The organism is Entomomonas sp. E2T0 (genome assembly GCF_025985425.1).
Classification (GTDB): Bacteria; Pseudomonadota; Gammaproteobacteria; order Pseudomonadales; family Pseudomonadaceae; genus Entomomonas.
Genome location: NZ_CP094972.1, coordinates 1173298 through 1189798 on the forward strand (window position 1 = coordinate 1173298; position 16501 = coordinate 1189798).

A 16501-nucleotide genomic window follows, 5' to 3' on the forward strand; every position below is an offset into this window, starting at 1 on the left:
TGTTCTTTTAACACATTTTAACTTATTAGATCTCTCTGTATTGTCAAAGGATTATTAAATGCTCACCAAACTAAATAACTGTATTAATATCGTTAATAAAGTGGTCTTAGGAAAAGACTTACAAGTTCGGTTAGCGGTTACCTGTTTACTGGCAAAAGGCCATCTATTATTAGAAGATTTACCTGGAATGGGTAAAACAACATTAAGCCAAGCATTGGCTAGAGTGATGGGACTCTCCTTTCAACGTATTCAATTTACTTCTGATTTATTACCTGGTGATATTTTAGGGACTTCAGTTTTTGATAAAAATAGTGGTGAGTTTATTTTCCATCCTGGTCCTATTTTTGTTGAGTTAGTGTTAGCAGATGAAATCAATCGAGCTACACCTAAGAGTCAAAGTGCTTTATTAGAAGCCATGGAGGAGGGACAAGTAACAATTGAGGGAATGACTAGACTGTTGCCTGATCCTTTTTTTGTAATTGCTACGCAAAATCCTTCTAATCAGGGAGGCACTTTTGCACTCCCTGATTCGCAATTAGACCGTTTTCTAATGCGTTTATCTTTAGGTTATCCTGCACAAGCTGCAGAAAAAGCCTTATTAATGGGTCAAGCAAGGCGTAGTATCTTGCCAAATATAGAGCCCATTTTAACACATCAAGAGTTAAAACAAGCACAAGCAATCATTCCTCAAATAAAAACCAGTGAAGCTATTATTGATTATATTTTAAGGATAGTGACATTATCTCGTGTGGAGGATGGTTTTGGTGAAGGGTTGTCTCCCCGAGCCAGTTTAGGGTTATTAGCGGCTGCTAGGTCATGGGCCTATTTAGCAGGTCGTGATTATGTAATTCCTGAGGATGTGCAAGCAGTTTTGCCAGCAGTTGTGGGGCATCGTCTACATGATCAAATAGGGCAGCAAGGTGGGGCGTTGGTTCAACAATTGTTAACGAAAGTTCCTGTTATCTAATGGCTATTTTCAGTAAGCAATTTGAAAAATGGGTCGATAAGCGAATGCTTGTTGGTCGAGAGATATCGCTTAATAGTAAACGGGTATATGTACTGCCTACTAAGGCAGGTTTAGCCTTTATGCTATTACTATTTATTATTTTATTGGTAGGCATTAATTATCAAAATAACCTAGCTTATGGGCTTTGTTTTTTATTAAGTGCCGTTATGTTCCTTACCATTATTCATACTTGCCGGAACTTATCAGGGATTAAACTGATCAATGCTGGAGCAGAACCTGTTTTTGCAGGTGATTTGGCTAATTTTAGAATGCGCCTTGAAGTTACTAAAGGAGCAACAAGACAAGCGATAGCAGTTATTTGGAATGATGACCGAAAAAAGCAAGAGGACAATAATTTACAGCTAATAGATATTGAGAAGTTAGCAGGTGCTGAATTACTATTGGCTAAATTAGCTAAAAAGCGTGGTATCTTTTCTCCAGGAAAAGTCCATTTAGAAACTCAATTTCCATTAGGATTATTTGTTACTTGGGTGCAGATTGACCTATTATTTAAAGTGGTTGTTTATCCTAAGCCTATTGAGGGGGTGATTTCGACGCTTGGTCATACAGGTAGTGAAGAAGAAGGGCTACATGCTCATGGTAAAGGTGTCGATGATTTTCAAGGATTACGTACTTATCAACCTGGTGATTCTATGCGCTTGGTTAACTGGAAATCTTTTTCTAAAGGACAGGGACTGTTTGTAAGAGATTTTTCAGCGTTAGCGGGTAAGGAGCCTTGGTTGGATTTTGATCAAGTAGATGGCAGTGTTGAGCATCGTTTATCTGTACTTTGTTTTTGGGTATTGAAAATGGAGCAAGAGCAACAACCTTACGGAGTGAGGTTGCCTGGATTAGAGTTAACTCCGTCTATAGGTGATAAACATAAATTAGCAGCATTATATGCTTTAGCCATGCATGGAGTAACATAATGACAGGAAATACTGCATTAGTTACTCGTAATGGTTTAACTTGGTTATTGATTGCTCAAGCATTAGCTATTTTCCCTTTATTATTTTATTTACCTTGGTGGACTTTAGGTCTTTGGTTAGGGTGTGCTTTATGGCGCATCCAAATTTACCGAATGAAATTTAATTACCCCAATAAAATTATCAAAGTTGGTTTGGTTGTTGTTATTGGTGTTGGTATTTATTTGACGCGTGGTACTGTTTTAGGATTAGAAGGTGGGCTTGCGTTACTTGTTGCTGCTTTTTCATTAAAGTTAATAGAACTAAAGACTAAACGAGATGCATTAGTTATTCTTTATATAGGTTTTTTAGTAGTAACTACACTTTATCTTTATGATAATAGTTTTGCTTGGGTAAGTTACTCATTATTGCCCATAGTGACCTTAATAGCTGCACTAATAGGACTTAACCAAATAAAATTGGCTACGCATTCATTTGCTACAGTGAAGTTAGCAAGTATTTTATTATTGCAAGCATTGCCATTAATGCTCGTTTTATTTTTCTTTTTCCCAAGGCTAGATCCTTTATGGACATTGCCTATGCCTAAAAAACAGCAAGTTACAGGGGTCTCAAATAAGATGACACCTGGTGAAATTGCTAATATGGCAAAATCTTCAGAATTAGTATTGCGTGCTACTTTTACAGATGGCAATATTCCGGCACGAAATAAATTATATTGGCGGGCTTTAACTTTAGAAACTTATAATGGTCGTACTTGGACGCAAGCATGGGATGTTGAATACCATATAGGTAAAGAACCAATTTGGCGCGCAGTACCAAATAATAGAGATCAAACAAGTTATAGTATTATTATGCAACCTAGCTCACAGACTTGGGTTATAGCATTAGATACTGCCCAAACTTTACCTAATCATGTGGTTCGTTCAGCAGATTTCCATTTAGAACGTAATAAACCAATAGATACAGTTTATTCATATCAGTTAACCTCAACACTTAATGCATTAAAGGAACCTAATCAAACACCTCGTGTTAATATTAATCAACAGCTGCCCGTTAATAATAGTGATCCTCGTGCTAGAGCATTTGGTGAAGAGTTAAGAAAAACTTATCAAGGAAACACTAGTCAGATTGTAGATGCATTATTAAAGCGTTTTCATAATGAGCCCTACCACTATACATTGAATACACCAGATTTAGGACAAAATAGTGTTGATGCTTTCTTTTTTGATACCAAAAGAGGATTTTGTGAACATTATGCCAGTGCTACTACTTTTATTTTAAGGGCAGCAGGAATTCCAGCTAGGGTCATACTAGGTTACCAAGGAGGTGAAATAAATACAGCAGGTAATTTTGTACAAGTTCGGCAGTTTGATGCACATGCGTGGGTTGAGTATTGGGAGCAAGGAAAGGGCTGGGTAACGATTGACCCTACTTTTCAAGTAGCGCCAAGCCGTATCGAAGCGGGATTAAATGAAGCATTGTCAGAAGATGAACAAACACAAGCAGGTAATAATGCTTTGATTGGATATGGTACAGATAGTATTTTTACTAAGTTACGTATGAGTTGGGAAAACTTTAATAATGAATGGGATATTTTTATCTCAGGTTATAATACGGATCAACAACGTGGTATCTTACAAAAGATCTTTGGTAAAACAAATCTTACTTATTTAGGAATATTATTAGTAATAGGTATTGTTGTAATCACAGTAATATGGATGCTGCTATTATTAAAACCATGGAAACGTGAAAAAGATCCAGTGCTTAGATATTATCAACAGTTTGAGAGGTTGCTTGCTGTACAAGGTATTAGACGAGAGTTAGGCGAGGGGCCAAATGATTTTGCATTAAGGGCTATGCAAGCGCTACCTAGCTATCAAGAGCAAATTAAAGCATTTAATGAAGCGTTTATTGCTCAACAGTATGCAGGACAAAATTCTTTACATACATTAAAGCAAGCATTGGAAAACTTTAGAAAAGCGTTACCATGGAAGAAAAAAATGAGAGGATAATAGGGCTATTATTAAGATAGCCCTATTATGATTATTCGTTGTTGGTTTTGTGTTGCAGGGCAATAGCTAAAATATCACAAGGAGCGTTTTGTAATAAATCCTTGGTAGTTGAACCTAATAATAAAGCAAGTCCATGACGACCGTGACTGCCTACTACAATAAGATCACAATCATTTTCTTGGGCTACCCGATGAATTTCTTGACGAGCTTGGCCATAGCATAAGAAGCATTGCTCGCTTGTTAAGGTAGGATAATCAGTTATATAAGTATCTAATCTTTCCCGAGCGTGTTGCATTTGCTCTTGTTGCAAGGTAGACAAATCCATTGGTACATCACCACCAAAGGCGAGTGAAACGGGTTCTAAAATATGAATTAATGAAACTTTAGCTTGGTATAGGTTTGCTAGTTCAGTAGCTTGTTGTATAACGTGTGGACTTTCTTCAGTTAGGTCAATTGCAACAAGTAGATGTTTATAAGCCATAAGAATATCCTTCAGTTTTTGAATTAATTATTATTATAATTAGTTTATAGCAGATTGAATCATTTATTACGACATGAATCAATCTGCGCTTATTATCTATTAGTAGAATGCCTGAAGACCAGTTTGGGCACGACCAAGAATTAACGCATGGATATCATGGGTTCCTTCATAGGTATTAACTACTTCTAGATTTACTAAATGACGAGCAATACTGAATTCATCACTAATGCCATTCCCACCTAGCATATCACGTGCTAAACGGGCTATATCTAATGCTTTACCACATGAGTTACGCTTCATAATAGAAGTGATTTCAACAGCTGCGGTACCTTCATCCTTCATACGTGCTAAACGTAAACAGCCTTGTAGGCCTAAGGTAATTTCAGTTTGCATATCTGCTAGTTTCTTTTGGATAAGCTGATTAGCAGCTAGAGGACGACCAAATTGTTTACGGTCTAGTACATATTGGCGAGCTACATGCCAGCAGTCTTCTGCAGCACCTAGAGCACCCCATGCAATACCGAAGCGTGCTGAGTTTAAGCAAGTGAAAGGACCTTTTAAGCCTCTAACATCTGGGAAAGCATTTTCTTCAGGTACAAATACGCTATCCATTACAATTTCACCTGTAATAGATGCTTTTAAGCCTACTTTGCCATGAATAGCAGGTGCAGAAAGACCTTTCCAGCCCTTCTCAAGAATAAAACCACGGATCTTACCTTCATCATCTTTCGCCCATACTACAAATACATCAGCAATAGGACTATTAGTGATCCACATTTTATTACCTGATAATTGGTAACCACCATCTACTTTACGAGCACGAGTTTCCATTCCACCTGGGTCTGAACCATGATTAGGTTCAGTTAGGCCAAAGCAACCGATCCATTCACCAGTGGCTAATTTAGGAAGATATTTTTGTTTTTGTGCTTCAGTACCAAATTCATTAATAGGTACCATTACTAATGAGGATTGCACACTCATCATAGAACGGTAGCCAGAGTCAACACGTTCAACTTCACGAGCGATAAGGCCGTAGCAAACATAATTTAAACCGCTGCCACCATAGGCTTCAGGAATCGTACAACCAAGTAAACCAGTTTCTCCCATTTCACGGAAAATATTGGGGTCGGTTGTTTCATTACGGAATGCATTGGAAACGCGGGGAGCTAATTTATCTTGGGCAAACTGTTGAGCGGTATTACGTACCATACGCTCTTCTTCTGTTAATTGCTGGTCCAACAGTAATGGGTCATCCCAAACGAAGCTCGCTTTATTAGTCATATATTAATCCTCGAGAATTTATTAATTATTTTTCAAGTCACCTAATTAAGGTTAGATACTTAAGCTTAGATTAAGTATAGGTTGTTATTGTCTAATTTGTTACTTGATAGTGCAAGCTAAGTTTTTATTTTGTAACCAAGCTGTTGCCATACCTGATAGCTTGCAATTGCTACTGTATTAGATAAATTTAAGCTACGGCTATTGGGTTGCATGGGGAGTTTTACTTTTTGTTGATCATTTAGGCTATTTAAAATTTCCATGGGTAAGCCACGAGTTTCTGGTCCAAAAAGTAAAGCATCACCTAATTGATACTGTACATCGCTATAAATATGGGTTGCTTTAGTGGTAAAAGCAAAAAGTCTAGGATAATCTAGTATTTGCAAACAATCTTGTAAGCTATCATATTGTTTTACTTGTGCAAATTCATGATAGTCTAATCCTGCACGACGTAATCTTTTATCATCTAAAATAAAGCCTAAAGGTTTTATTAGATGTAACTGACAACCTATATTGGCACAAAGACGAATGATATTTCCTGTATTGGGCGGAATTTCAGGTTGAAATAAAATGATATGAAACATAAGTTATAAAGATAATTTTTTAGATGTAATGCATTATTATAGCATTAACCTATTTTTTATTTAGAATGCTTTTAGCCAAAAATGTAAAAGATTTGTTAGGAAAATGATAAGCACATTTTAATAATTTATAATAGGACTATTATGAAAATATTAGTTATTGAAGATAATAAAGATATTCTAATTAATGTGGTTGATTACCTTTCAATTAAAGGGTATGACGTTGATTGTGCACAAAATGGTATAACAGGCCTTAATCTGGCTACTGAAAATTTTTATGATCTAATCGTATTAGATATTATGTTACCAGGGATGGATGGTTTAGAGGTTTGTAAACTATTACGTTCAGATCCTCGTAAAACTGTGCCAATTATAATGTTAACTGCGCGAGACTCCATAGATGACCGAATAGCAGGTTTTAAAACAGGAGCGGATGATTATTTGATAAAACCTTTTGCTTTAGCAGAGTTGGTTGCTCGAATAGAAGCAGTAATTAGACGAAGTCAAGGCGTTGGCCAGTATTTATTACAAGTAGATGATTTAATTTATAACTTAGATACTTTTGTGGTACAGCGAGCAGGTGTTACTCTTAAGCTAACGCCATTAGCGCTTAAACTACTAGAAGTATTAATGAAAAAAAGCCCTAATGTTGTTCGTCGAGAAATTTTAGAGCAACAAGTATGGGGAGATGAAATACCTGATACAGATATACTTCGGAGTCATATTCATCAATTAAGACAAATTATTGATAAACCGTTTGATAAACCATTACTCCATACTATACCTAAGTTAGGTTATAAATTAGCAGAGTCTGTTGATGCGTCTTAAACAACCTTTAAAAAAGCGTATAGTTATTGCTTTCTTCTTAATGACATTGATTGTTGCAGGTGTCTCATCTATCAGTATCTTTCTTATTGTTCATACTCTAGAAGAGCATTTTGTATCACAAGGCTTAAGTGATAACCTTGAAGAAATATTGAATAGTCAGATGTCACGAGAAAGGATTCAGAAGCTTAGTCAAGATACAGACTTTTACACAACGGATTCGCAAGTAAGTTATCCTATTCCAGAGCAATTTAAGAACATAAAAGATGGATTTTCAGAGGTTATCTTAAGAGAAGGTGCTGCCTATTATGTGTATAAAGAAACAATTGATCAGCAAAGTTATTTGATTGTTAAAGACCAAACTGAGTTTGAAATCCGTGAACAGATGCTCCTTTTAGTAGTTTTTTTAGGGTTTATAGGGTCATTAATTGTTTCATTGATTTTAGGGAAGTTATTAGCTAATCATATTCTTGCACCTATTATTAAATTGGCAGATCAGGTTGATAAAATCAGTTGTTCAGAAAATAAAGTAATTAATGTGACACTTAATAACCAGTATGCACATGATGAAGTGGGGCAATTAGCAGCTGCATTTGATAGGGCGTTTGGTGAGTTACAGTCTGCATTAGAAAGAGAGCGTTTGTTTACCAGTGATGTGAGCCATGAGTTAAGAACACCATTAATGGTAATAGCAACAAGCTGTGAATTACTGTTATTGGAGGCTAAAGAGCTTTCCTCAGTGCAATCTCAACAGATTAATAGAATTAGTGCCGCTAATAAAGATATGAATGAGTTGGTACAAACATTCTTAATGTTAGCACGTATCGAAAATAATCCAATTGTAGGGGATCAAATAACATTACTAAATTTAGCTAAACAGCTAGCAGAAGTTTGGTCAGCAAAATTTAAAGAAAAGGGAATAACATTTATTTTTGAGGTTAAATCTTCTACTACTAACACTTACAATAAGACGTTATTAAAAACAGTGATATCCAACTTATTACGAAATGCTTGGCATTATACGGAACAGGGAGAAGTAAGGTTGGTGATTGATGATGATAGTTTTTTTGTTCAAGATACAGGAATTGGTGTGCCTCAGGACAAACAACAAGCTATTTTTCAAGCTTTTGTAAGAGGGAGTAATCGAGGTGAAGGTTTAGGTCTAGGTTTATCCTTAGTAAAACGAATTTGTACCCACCAACATTGGCAAGTGTATGTTATTTCTAGTGAGGAAAGCGGTAGTATTTTTTCTGTTACATTAAGTATTGATTAGTTTGAAAACAATTTATATCTCTAGGGGTTATAAGGTGCGTAATTTTGTTTCTGGTGGTATTCTTAAGAAACGTTATAATAACCAACTGTTTCAGTAAAAGATGAATGACATCTTGTCTATTTTAAGTGATAATTCTTATCATTAACTATATTTATAATCGTTATATTGTTTGTACAAGAGAGCTAAATAATTATGAAGCGTTTAACAATTGCACTATGGGTTATTTTGGTTGTTGGTTTTACCACACAATGTTTTGCGCTCTATATGATTAGGTCTTCTTGTTATAACCAAACAATTGCTCAAGAAACTAAGCAAGAAATTAGTTTAAAAAGAGGCGTTTGTGAACCAAAATTAGAATTATCATTAAAAACAAAACAAATGGCCTTTCATTATTACATGAGCCTAATTTATATTTTACCCGCATTATTTTTTATCTGTGTAGTACTTACCTTTAAACTACGTGCTCAGAGAAGAAATAAAGAAGCTGATACCTCACAAGATAGTTTAGACTCTTAATAAATAATTAGATGGAGATCAAATAATGGATGATTGCTTATTCTGTAAAATTATTAAGGGTGAGATACCCTCTAAATTGATTTATGAAGATGAACAGGTTTATGCGTTTCATGATATTGATCCAAAAGCCCCAGTTCATTTTTTAGTTATTCCTAAAAAGCATATTGCGACACTTGATGATTTACAAGAAGAAGATAAACTAGTAGCAGGGCACATATTATTGACCGCTCAGCGTTTAGCTAAAGAACTAGGGTGTGAAGAAGGATTCAGAGTAGTAATGAACTGCAATGAATTAGGTGGGCAAACTGTTTATCACATCCATATGCATGTTTTAGGGCAGCGTCAATTAGATTGGCCACCAGGTTAGTAGTTTAATTTTATTAGATTTTACAACGAGGTTTCCATGGCAAATCAACGTCATTACACACCTGCAGATAAGTTACTAATGCAAGTGAATTCGGCTTTACGTACTTTGCTACCATTTTCAGGGTCGCCTTATCGTGTTTCTCCTGCTAAAACCTTTGCTGATGCTGAGTTAACAGAGCAAGAAAGTAAGCATGTGGCTGGTTTAATGCGAATTAATCATACGGGCGAAGTCTGTGCTCAAGCTTTATATCAAGGCCAAGCATTAACAGCAAAATTACCTGAAGTTAGAGAAGCCATGGAAAAGGCTGCTGAAGAAGAAATTGATCATTTAGCATGGTGTGAAGAACGAGTAAGAGAGTTAGGCCAAAAACCGAGTATTTTAAATCCGCTATTTTATGGCTTGTCATTTGGTATGGGCGCTGCAGCTGGTTTAATTAGTGATCGTTTAAGTTTGGGATTTGTAGCAGCAGTTGAAGACCAAGTGTGTAGGCATCTGGATGAACATTTAGAACAGTTACCTACCGATGATGAAAAATCACGAGCTATTCTAGAACAAATGCGTGTAGATGAAGAAAAGCATTCTACTAATGCTATAGCGGCAGGTGGTTTTAAGTTTCCAACGCCTGTGAAGATGGGTATGACATTGCTTTCTAAAGTAATGACTAAAACTACTTATCGTATTTAAATAAAATAAAAAACCCAATTTAATCATTAAATTGGGTTTTTTATGGTTTGCTAATTAGAAATTTTATTTTTAGGTATATTACGGCCGTAGAAAATTTCTAACATTTCATGGCGTAAGCTGGCGCTTACTTTTTCTCGTTGTTGATCAGATAAATTATTAGTGGCATCGCCAAATAAGTAATTTTCCAACACAAAATCTTTCAATAGCATTTTGGTATGAAATAAATTCTCTTGATAAACATTTACATCCATCATCTGGTAATTAGTGCGTGTATCTTTAGAAAGATAATTTTGAATAGAATTGATTTCATGATCAATAAATAATTTTTTGCCTTCAACATCACGCGTAAATCCACGTACACGATAGTCAACCGTTACAATGTCAGAATCAAACTGATGGATAAGATAGTTCAGTGCTTTTAACGGAGAGATAACACCACAGGTTGATACATCTATATCTACACGAAAGGTAGCGATGCCTTCAACAGGATGAACTTCTGGGTAGGTATGAACGGTTATATGGCTTTTATCAAGGTGGGCTAGTATTGTGTCGCGTAAGGGGCCTGGTGATTCAGTATCGTAATCAACATCAGTCTCTGCGACTGGCTGCTCTGAGATTAAGATAGTTACACTAGCCCCCTGTGGATCATAATCTTGACGCGCAATATTAAGGATATTAGCCCCAATGATATCAACAACTGCTGTTAGTATCTGAGTTAGACGCTCAGCATCGTATACTTCATCAATGTAACGAATATAGGCTTGTTGGTCTTCATGGGTTTCAGCATAGCTGATATCATAGATATTAAAGCTTAAGGTCTTGGTTAGATTATTGAATCCATATAATTTAAGTTTGCTATTCACTTATTGGTTAGACTCCTCTACAAAGCCAGAGTGTTTTACTTAGCTAAGTTAATTATATTGTATTATCTAGATAGGTTAGAACTATTTTTAATGGAAATATTGATTAAAGTATGCATTATGCAAATCTAATCTTATATTTCAAGCCGTTTTTTAATGATAGACTGTTAATTGTGATTATTTGTAGATAGATTAATGAACCGTTTACTTTATAGTGTATTATTTTATATGGCGCTACCTGTTATTACAGGGCGTTTATTTTGGCGTGCTAGAAAAGCTCCAGCTTATAAACAACGTATTGCTGAGCGATTTGCCTTTAAATTAAAAAGTTTAAAACCTCATGGTATTTGGATTCATGCGGTGTCAGTGGGTGAAAGCATTGCTGCTGCTCCGATGATTAATGCATTATTGGATGAGCATCCTGATTTACCTATTACTATCACATGCATGACACCTACTGGTTCAGAACGTATAAAGTCATTATTTGGTGATAGAGTACAGCATTGTTATATGCCTTATGATGCTCCCTGTATTGCTAAACGTTTTCTTAAAAAGTTACAACCTAAAGTAGCTATTATTATGGAAACTGAGCTTTGGCCTAATCATATCTATTATTGTCATCAAATGAATACTCCTGTGGTTTTGGCCAATGCAAGACTCTCAGAGAGGTCAGCAAAAGGCTATGCTAAATTCCATAAAGTAACACGCCCAATGTTTGCTTCTATTAATTGGATTGCTGTGCAAACCCAGCTAGAAGCAGATCGTTTTATTGAGCTAGGTGCTGTACCAGAAAATGTTGCTGTGATTGGCTCTATTAAATTTGATATTAATATTGAATCAGAGTTAATAAAAAGTGCCGATGAGTTACGTAAAAAGTGGCAAAGTACTGATCGTCCCACATGGATTGCAGCCAGCACTCATGCGGGTGAAGATGAAATAGTTTTAGAGGCTCATCGGCAACTATTAGCACAACATCCTGATGGTTTGCTTATTTTAGTACCTCGTCATCCAGAACGATTTAATGATGTATTTGAATTAACAGCCAAACATTTTAATACCATTAAACGTTCTGAGCAGGCATTGGTAACTAGCCAAACACAGGTATTAGTGGGTGATACTATGGGCGAGTTACTTTTTCTGTATGCGTTAGCTGATATAGCTTTTGTAGGTGGAAGTCTTGTCGATAATGGTGGTCATAATGTACTAGAACCAGTGGCTTTACATAAACCCGTTATTTGTGGCCCACATTTATATAATTTTCAGGAAATTACCAATCAACTGAAAGATGCTCATGCATTAGCCGTAGTGAATAACTCTCAAGAACTTTTTTTACAGCTTAAGCGATTATTTGAAAATGATGCTTTGATAGAGCAGATGGTGCAAGGTGGCAATCAGATTATGCAACATAATCAAGGGGCATTAGAGCGATTAGTACAAGGAATTGATCAACAATTGGTGAGTTAAAACAGGATGTTCAAGCTGTTTTTTAAAAAGAAAAAATTATTAATTTTTACTATATTAAGCATATTTTTAGTAGTGGTTGGTTATGTTACTGTTACTAAAGCTAATATCAATCCTAATAGGCAAGTTGGTGATATTGTAGATAGTTTTAATGATGTTAAAGTCTACTACAATGGAGGAGTCAGTCATGTTGAAGGACGTAATTTAACCGCAGATGGTTATAATTTAGGTTTAAAATATCAATGTGTAGAGTTTATTAAGCGTTATTATTACCAGCGTTTTCAACATAAAATGCCAGACTCTTATGGGCATGCAAAAAGCTTTTTTAACTCATCTGTTGCGTCTGGTACATTAAATTCTCAAAGAAACCTTAAACAATTTAGTAATGGTAGTGTGAAACCACAGGTAGAAGATATTTTAGTATTTGATGGCACTTTAACTAATCGTTATGGGCATGTAGCCATTATTTCTAGAGTCACTGAGGACTCAATAGAGATTATTCAGCAAAACCCAGGTCCTTTTGCTAGTAGCCGAGAAACCATTATATTAAAAAAAGTAAATAATGGTTCTTGGACTATAGAAAAGCCTAATGTATTAGGCTTTTTACGTAGGCCTTAAGGTTTTAATTGAATTTTGGGTGCCCATTTTAACCATTGCTCTTTAGGTTCATCATATAGCATAAAGAATCTGCCTGCTGTTGCAGGCTCACCCATGTTGGTTTCAGGTGTTGCGAAAGCAATGCCGCCTGCCATGATAGTTTGTAATGATTCAGTACGTACTTTCACCCCTTTAAACAAGCCCGCATCAATACCAATGCCACTGGTATTCCAGAACTGGGAATTAGCTTTTACAAGTGGTGCATATTTAGGTTCAATTAAGATATCGATAAACACTCGATCAGCTTGGGGAGATAATTTAAAGTTAGTTACTTTACCAACAGGTATTTCTCTATAAGTAACAGGTACACCAATATTTAATGATCCTCTACGTGATGCGGTTAATACTAAATACAAGCCTTTTTCTTGTTGCGCTTTTACGGTAGGTGGCTCTGATCGTACTTGGAAAGTAGTTTGCTTACGGGCAGAGGTAGTGCCTGGGAGCACCTCAAGATAGGCACCTGTAATAAGTGTTCCTAAGTTTGCCGTTTTTAATAAACCAAGTTCAGGTTTAACAACCCAAAATATACTATTACTGCGGCTGATAAGATCATTACCTTGAGTTATACGGGCTGTTGCAGTAATGCCTGATAAGTCTTTAGTTAATGACATGCTTTCAATTGTACCTATCTCTAAACCTCTAACACGAATAGGTGTTCCTTCAGAAATACCTTCTGTGGTATCCAATTGTAGAGTTATTATTGTGCCTGCTGTTTTTGCTTTTTCTTCGTTGGCATAAAGGGGGAATGCTTTGACAGTTGTGACAGGTGTTGCTTTGGGGTTAGGTGTGTCAAAGGCTATACCTCCCGCTAATAAAGTAAGTAATGATTCACTTTTTACTTCAATACCCGACATACCGCCTTTTAAAGAAATACCACTTACATTCCAGAAACGAGTAGAGTTATTCACAAGTTGTGCATATTCTGGTTCTATATGGATGCCAATAATAACCTTTTGTTTATCACGAGAGAGTTGGTAGCTTTGCACGGAGCCTACTTTCAATTGTTTATAAAGAATAGGGCTACCAATGTCTAAGGAGCCTAGTTGTTGGGTTTTTAGAACAAGGTGTAAACCAGGTGCATCTGTATTTAATGGTGGTGCTTTACGACGGATAGTGAATTCTCTAGTAGGTTCACCCTTTTTAGAAAAACGCACTTCAATATAGTTTCCTCTTACAATGGTCTCTAAACCAGAAATACCTGTTAGAGAAATAGAAGGTTTTACTACCCAAAACTCAGTACCTTCATGCAGTAAGCCTTCGGTACGTGGATCTAAACTTAGCTCCGCAGTAGCACCTGTATAATCTTTATCAATTTTTATTTTACGCAAAATACCAACTTGTACACCTTGATTCATGATGGTAGTTTTGTCTTCTGTTAAGCCTGATAATTCATGTAACTTAAGCTCAACTTTAATACCAGACTGAGCTGCTACATAATCTTCATAGAGTTTAAAAGGCTTATCTATATCTAGAGGGGTATCTTTCTTGTCTAGATCCTCTTGAGTTTCAAAGGAAATACCACCTGATACAAGGCTCACAAGTGAGTCTGCATGAACTTTAAATCCAGCAAAGCCACCAGTTACTGTAATACCACTGGCATTCCAAAAGCGAGTTTGTTGATTCACTAAGTGTTCGTATGGTTTATAAATAAGGACATTAACTTTAATTGATTTTTGATCATCATCCAGTTGGTAGTTTTTAACTTCACCTACTTGTAGTTGCTTATAGTAAATGGGGCTGCCTTTATCTAATGAGCCTAATTTGTTTGCTTTTAAGGTGAGATGTAGTCCTGGTGCATGATCTAAAAGAGATGGAGCTTCTTTTAGTGCTACAAACTTATGACCAAGTTCACCTTCAACGGGTTCAACAGAGATATAAACACCTGAAACAATCGTTTCTAAACCAGTAACTCCACCTAGAGAAACTTTTGGGCTGACTAGCCAAAATAATGACTTTTTGCCTAAATAGGGAGCTGCTTCTTTTTCAATTTCAAGGGTTGCAATTACTTTACGTGTATCCGTATCAATGGTTAGATCGCTTACCTTACCAATGGCAATACCTTTATACATAACACTGGTTTTATTAGCCTGTATGCCACTGCCATTTTCGAACTCAACCGTAACAGTGATACCTTGATTTTGATAAGACTGCCAACCTAGCCATAATGTGACAGCTAAGGCAACAATGGGTAGTAGCCAAAAAGCAGATAGATTAGTTTCCTTTGATTTTTTGGCGTTTTCTAGTTTACTCATTCAGTGTTTTCTCATCATTTTCAATTTTTTCAACATGATCCCAAATTAAGCGTGGATCAAAGGAAATGGCAGCAAGCATAGTAATAATCACTACACTGCCGAAAGCTAATGCTCCCCAATCAGCAGTAATAGTAGAAAGATTACCAAAGTTAACTAAGGCAACCATAATTGCAATCACAAAAATATCTAACATTGACCAACGGCCAATCCATTCTATAAAACGAAACATTATCGTACAGATTTTAGGTGATAGGTGTCGGCCACGTTGTACATAAATTAATAATACAGTGAGGCCTAATAGTTTCATTGAAGGAACTAATATACTGGCTGTAAATACTACACTACCTACAAACCAATCACCCATGTTAATAAAGGTAATTACACCTTCCATAATAGTTGATGGTGTAGACATTCCCAGATAATTAACCGTCATAATCGGTAGTAAATTAGCAGGAATATATAAAATAGTGGCAGTGATTAATAATAACCACGTTTTCATAATTGACTGTGGGCGTCTAGCATGTAATGTTGAACCACAACGTTCACAAGGAGTATTGATCTCATCGATACTCGCTAAGTTATGACAGCTATGGCAGGTAATAATACCCTTATCAATCGCTCTTGTTGCTATCATTCATTCCTTCCAATAATACCCATGTTTGTGGTTGATTCATTACAATCTCTAGCCATACTTGGACAAACAACAGCATGATAAAACAAGCCAGTCCTATACCGATATGTAATTCAGCCATACCATGTAATTTAACAATTGAAACTAATATACCTAATAAATAAATTTCTAACATACCCCACTCTTTAAGTTGCTGATATGTTTTAAAGAAGGTAATAGCTAGTACTTTACCTCTATTAGTGTAAATCGCTAATAAGACATAAAGCTGACAAAGAAGTTTACAGAGAGGAATAGCAAAACCACACATTAATACTAATACTGAAATTGCTACCATACCAGAATGATAAAGCCCTAATACACTGTCCCAAACAGAAGCTTGTTGACTTTGACCTAAAATATTAATTTTTAGAATAGGTACAAAACTAGCAGGAATAAATAAAATAAGTGCTGTTAAAACAAGAGATAATGCCCTTGTTGCCATATTGCGTCGATAAATTTTTAATTTAGCCCCACAGCGGCTACAAGTAATACGCTCATCATCTTGCAAATGATCACAAGCCATTAAGAGATCACATTCTGGACAAGCAATTAAATTACTTAAAGAAAGATCTGTATTTTGTTCGCTATGAGTATTAGGCATATTAAAATTAACTAACAATGTTGTATGTATAATAGCATTGTGTATGAATTA

17 protein-coding genes are annotated in these 16501 nt (G+C 35.9%); 10 read left to right on the top strand and 7 right to left on the bottom strand.

Annotated elements, in window-relative coordinates; genetic code table 11:
• The first annotated feature begins 58 nt into the window (after positions 1–58).
• From MTZ49_RS05700 to MTZ49_RS05710, 3 genes are read left to right on the top strand one after another with little or no spacing between them, the layout of a single operon-like run.
• A complete protein-coding gene (locus MTZ49_RS05700; RefSeq protein WP_264747388.1) occupies positions 59–967 on the top strand; it encodes an AAA family ATPase in 909 nt (302 codons plus the stop codon).
• Positions 967–1935, top strand: a complete 969-nt coding sequence (locus MTZ49_RS05705) for a DUF58 domain-containing protein (RefSeq protein ID WP_264747389.1) — start codon at positions 967–969, stop codon at positions 1933–1935. The genes MTZ49_RS05700 and MTZ49_RS05705 overlap by 1 nt, the downstream gene beginning before the upstream one ends.
• Entirely contained in the window at positions 1935–3944 is a 2010-nt protein-coding gene (locus MTZ49_RS05710; protein ID WP_264747390.1) for a DUF3488 and DUF4129 domain-containing transglutaminase family protein, read from the top strand. Before MTZ49_RS05705 ends, MTZ49_RS05710 begins: the two co-directional genes overlap by 1 nt.
• A 31-nt stretch (positions 3945–3975) precedes the next feature.
• Here the strand turns inward: MTZ49_RS05710 and MTZ49_RS05715 are convergent, their stop codons facing one another.
• The 3 genes from MTZ49_RS05715 to trmL all read right to left on the bottom strand — a co-directional run bounded on the left by MTZ49_RS05715 (position 3976) and on the right by trmL (position 6287).
• Positions 3976–4425, bottom strand: a complete 450-nt coding sequence (locus MTZ49_RS05715; protein WP_264747391.1) for a universal stress protein — start codon at positions 4423–4425, stop codon at positions 3976–3978.
• Positions 4426–4524: 99 nt separating this feature from the next.
• Entirely contained in the window at positions 4525–5706 is a 1182-nt protein-coding gene (locus MTZ49_RS05720; RefSeq protein WP_264747392.1) for an acyl-CoA dehydrogenase, read from the bottom strand.
• A gap of 116 nt (positions 5707–5822) precedes the next feature.
• Positions 5823–6287 (bottom strand): tRNA (uridine(34)/cytosine(34)/5-carboxymethylaminomethyluridine(34)-2'-O)-methyltransferase TrmL, encoded by a 465-nt coding sequence (trmL, locus tag MTZ49_RS05725; protein WP_264747393.1) that lies wholly within the window; start codon positions 6285–6287, stop codon positions 5823–5825.
• A 141-nt stretch (positions 6288–6428) separates the two neighbouring features.
• Here trmL and MTZ49_RS05730 point away from each other — a divergent pair, with 141 nt between their 5' ends.
• The 5 genes from MTZ49_RS05730 to coq7 all read left to right on the top strand — a co-directional run bounded on the left by MTZ49_RS05730 (position 6429) and on the right by coq7 (position 9949).
• Positions 6429–7112 carry a response regulator transcription factor gene (locus MTZ49_RS05730; RefSeq protein ID WP_264747394.1) on the top strand — a complete coding sequence of 228 codons (684 nt, stop codon included), beginning with the start codon at positions 6429–6431 and terminating at the stop codon, positions 7110–7112.
• On the top strand, positions 7102–8382 hold the full coding sequence (locus MTZ49_RS05735) for a sensor histidine kinase (protein ID WP_264747395.1): 1281 nt from the start codon (positions 7102–7104) through the stop codon (positions 8380–8382). Before MTZ49_RS05730 ends, MTZ49_RS05735 begins: the two co-directional genes overlap by 11 nt.
• Positions 8383–8574: 192 nt before the next feature.
• Positions 8575–8898 (top strand): hypothetical protein, encoded by a 324-nt coding sequence (locus tag MTZ49_RS05740; RefSeq protein ID WP_264747396.1) that lies wholly within the window; start codon positions 8575–8577, stop codon positions 8896–8898.
• 25 nt (positions 8899–8923) lie between these two features.
• Positions 8924–9265 (top strand): histidine triad nucleotide-binding protein, encoded by a 342-nt coding sequence (locus MTZ49_RS05745; RefSeq protein ID WP_264747397.1) that lies wholly within the window; start codon positions 8924–8926, stop codon positions 9263–9265.
• Positions 9266–9301: 36 nt separating this feature from the next.
• Entirely contained in the window at positions 9302–9949 is a 648-nt protein-coding gene (gene coq7, locus MTZ49_RS05750) for a 2-polyprenyl-3-methyl-6-methoxy-1,4-benzoquinone monooxygenase (protein ID WP_264747398.1), read from the top strand.
• 50 nt (positions 9950–9999) lie between these two features.
• Here the strand turns inward: coq7 and speD are convergent, their stop codons facing one another.
• The gene (gene speD / locus MTZ49_RS05755) at positions 10000–10812 is read right to left on the bottom strand and encodes an adenosylmethionine decarboxylase (RefSeq protein ID WP_264747399.1); all 813 of its coding nucleotides are present in this window, start codon (positions 10810–10812) and stop codon (positions 10000–10002) included.
• A gap of 192 nt (positions 10813–11004) precedes the next feature.
• On the opposite strand from speD, the gene waaA reads away from it, so the two are divergent.
• Together waaA and MTZ49_RS05765 are read left to right on the top strand one after the other, a co-directional pair.
• Positions 11005–12273 carry a lipid IV(A) 3-deoxy-D-manno-octulosonic acid transferase gene (waaA, locus tag MTZ49_RS05760; RefSeq protein WP_264747400.1) on the top strand — a complete coding sequence of 423 codons (1269 nt, stop codon included), beginning with the start codon at positions 11005–11007 and terminating at the stop codon, positions 12271–12273.
• A 6-nt stretch (positions 12274–12279) separates the two neighbouring features.
• A complete protein-coding gene (locus MTZ49_RS05765) occupies positions 12280–12888 on the top strand; it encodes a CHAP domain-containing protein (protein ID WP_264747401.1) in 609 nt (202 codons plus the stop codon).
• On the opposite strand, the gene MTZ49_RS05770 is transcribed toward MTZ49_RS05765, so the two are convergent.
• From MTZ49_RS05770 to MTZ49_RS05780, 3 genes are read right to left on the bottom strand one after another with little or no spacing between them, the layout of a single operon-like run.
• On the bottom strand, positions 12885–15179 hold the full coding sequence (locus tag MTZ49_RS05770; protein WP_264747402.1) for a PqiB family protein: 2295 nt from the start codon (positions 15177–15179) through the stop codon (positions 12885–12887). The two genes, MTZ49_RS05765 and MTZ49_RS05770, sit on opposite strands and share 4 nt — an antisense overlap.
• Positions 15172–15813 (bottom strand): paraquat-inducible protein A, encoded by a 642-nt coding sequence (locus MTZ49_RS05775; RefSeq protein WP_264747403.1) that lies wholly within the window; start codon positions 15811–15813, stop codon positions 15172–15174. The genes MTZ49_RS05770 and MTZ49_RS05775 overlap by 8 nt, the downstream gene beginning before the upstream one ends.
• The gene (locus MTZ49_RS05780) at positions 15791–16450 is read right to left on the bottom strand and encodes a paraquat-inducible protein A (protein ID WP_264747404.1); all 660 of its coding nucleotides are present in this window, start codon (positions 16448–16450) and stop codon (positions 15791–15793) included. Before MTZ49_RS05780 ends, MTZ49_RS05775 begins: the two co-directional genes overlap by 23 nt.
• Positions 16451–16501: the final 51 nt, after the last annotated feature.

Bases quoted from the DNA above. Each gene is read 5' to 3' on its own strand.
- MTZ49_RS05700 (WP_264747388.1), top strand. From the start codon at position 59: ATGCTCACCAAACTAAATAACTGTATTAATATCGTTAATAAAGTGGTC.
- MTZ49_RS05705 (WP_264747389.1), top strand. From the start codon at position 967: ATGGCTATTTTCAGTAAGCAATTTGAAAAATGGGTCGATAAGCGAATG.
- MTZ49_RS05710 (WP_264747390.1), top strand. From the start codon at position 1,935: ATGACAGGAAATACTGCATTAGTTACTCGTAATGGTTTAACTTGGTTA.
- MTZ49_RS05715 (WP_264747391.1), bottom strand. From the start codon at position 4,425: ATGGCTTATAAACATCTACTTGTTGCAATTGACCTAACTGAAGAAAGT.
- MTZ49_RS05720 (WP_264747392.1), bottom strand. From the start codon at position 5,706: ATGACTAATAAAGCGAGCTTCGTTTGGGATGACCCATTACTGTTGGAC.
- trmL (WP_264747393.1), bottom strand. From the start codon at position 6,287: ATGTTTCATATCATTTTATTTCAACCTGAAATTCCGCCCAATACAGGA.
- MTZ49_RS05730 (WP_264747394.1), top strand. From the start codon at position 6,429: ATGAAAATATTAGTTATTGAAGATAATAAAGATATTCTAATTAATGTG.
- MTZ49_RS05735 (WP_264747395.1), top strand. From the start codon at position 7,102: ATGCGTCTTAAACAACCTTTAAAAAAGCGTATAGTTATTGCTTTCTTC.
- MTZ49_RS05740 (WP_264747396.1), top strand. From the start codon at position 8,575: ATGAAGCGTTTAACAATTGCACTATGGGTTATTTTGGTTGTTGGTTTT.
- MTZ49_RS05745 (WP_264747397.1), top strand. From the start codon at position 8,924: ATGGATGATTGCTTATTCTGTAAAATTATTAAGGGTGAGATACCCTCT.
- coq7 (WP_264747398.1), top strand. From the start codon at position 9,302: ATGGCAAATCAACGTCATTACACACCTGCAGATAAGTTACTAATGCAA.
- waaA (WP_264747400.1), top strand. From the start codon at position 11,005: ATGAACCGTTTACTTTATAGTGTATTATTTTATATGGCGCTACCTGTT.
- MTZ49_RS05765 (WP_264747401.1), top strand. From the start codon at position 12,280: ATGTTCAAGCTGTTTTTTAAAAAGAAAAAATTATTAATTTTTACTATA.
- MTZ49_RS05770 (WP_264747402.1), bottom strand. From the start codon at position 15,179: ATGAGTAAACTAGAAAACGCCAAAAAATCAAAGGAAACTAATCTATCT.
- MTZ49_RS05775 (WP_264747403.1), bottom strand. From the start codon at position 15,813: ATGATAGCAACAAGAGCGATTGATAAGGGTATTATTACCTGCCATAGC.
- MTZ49_RS05780 (WP_264747404.1), bottom strand. From the start codon at position 16,450: ATGCCTAATACTCATAGCGAACAAAATACAGATCTTTCTTTAAGTAAT.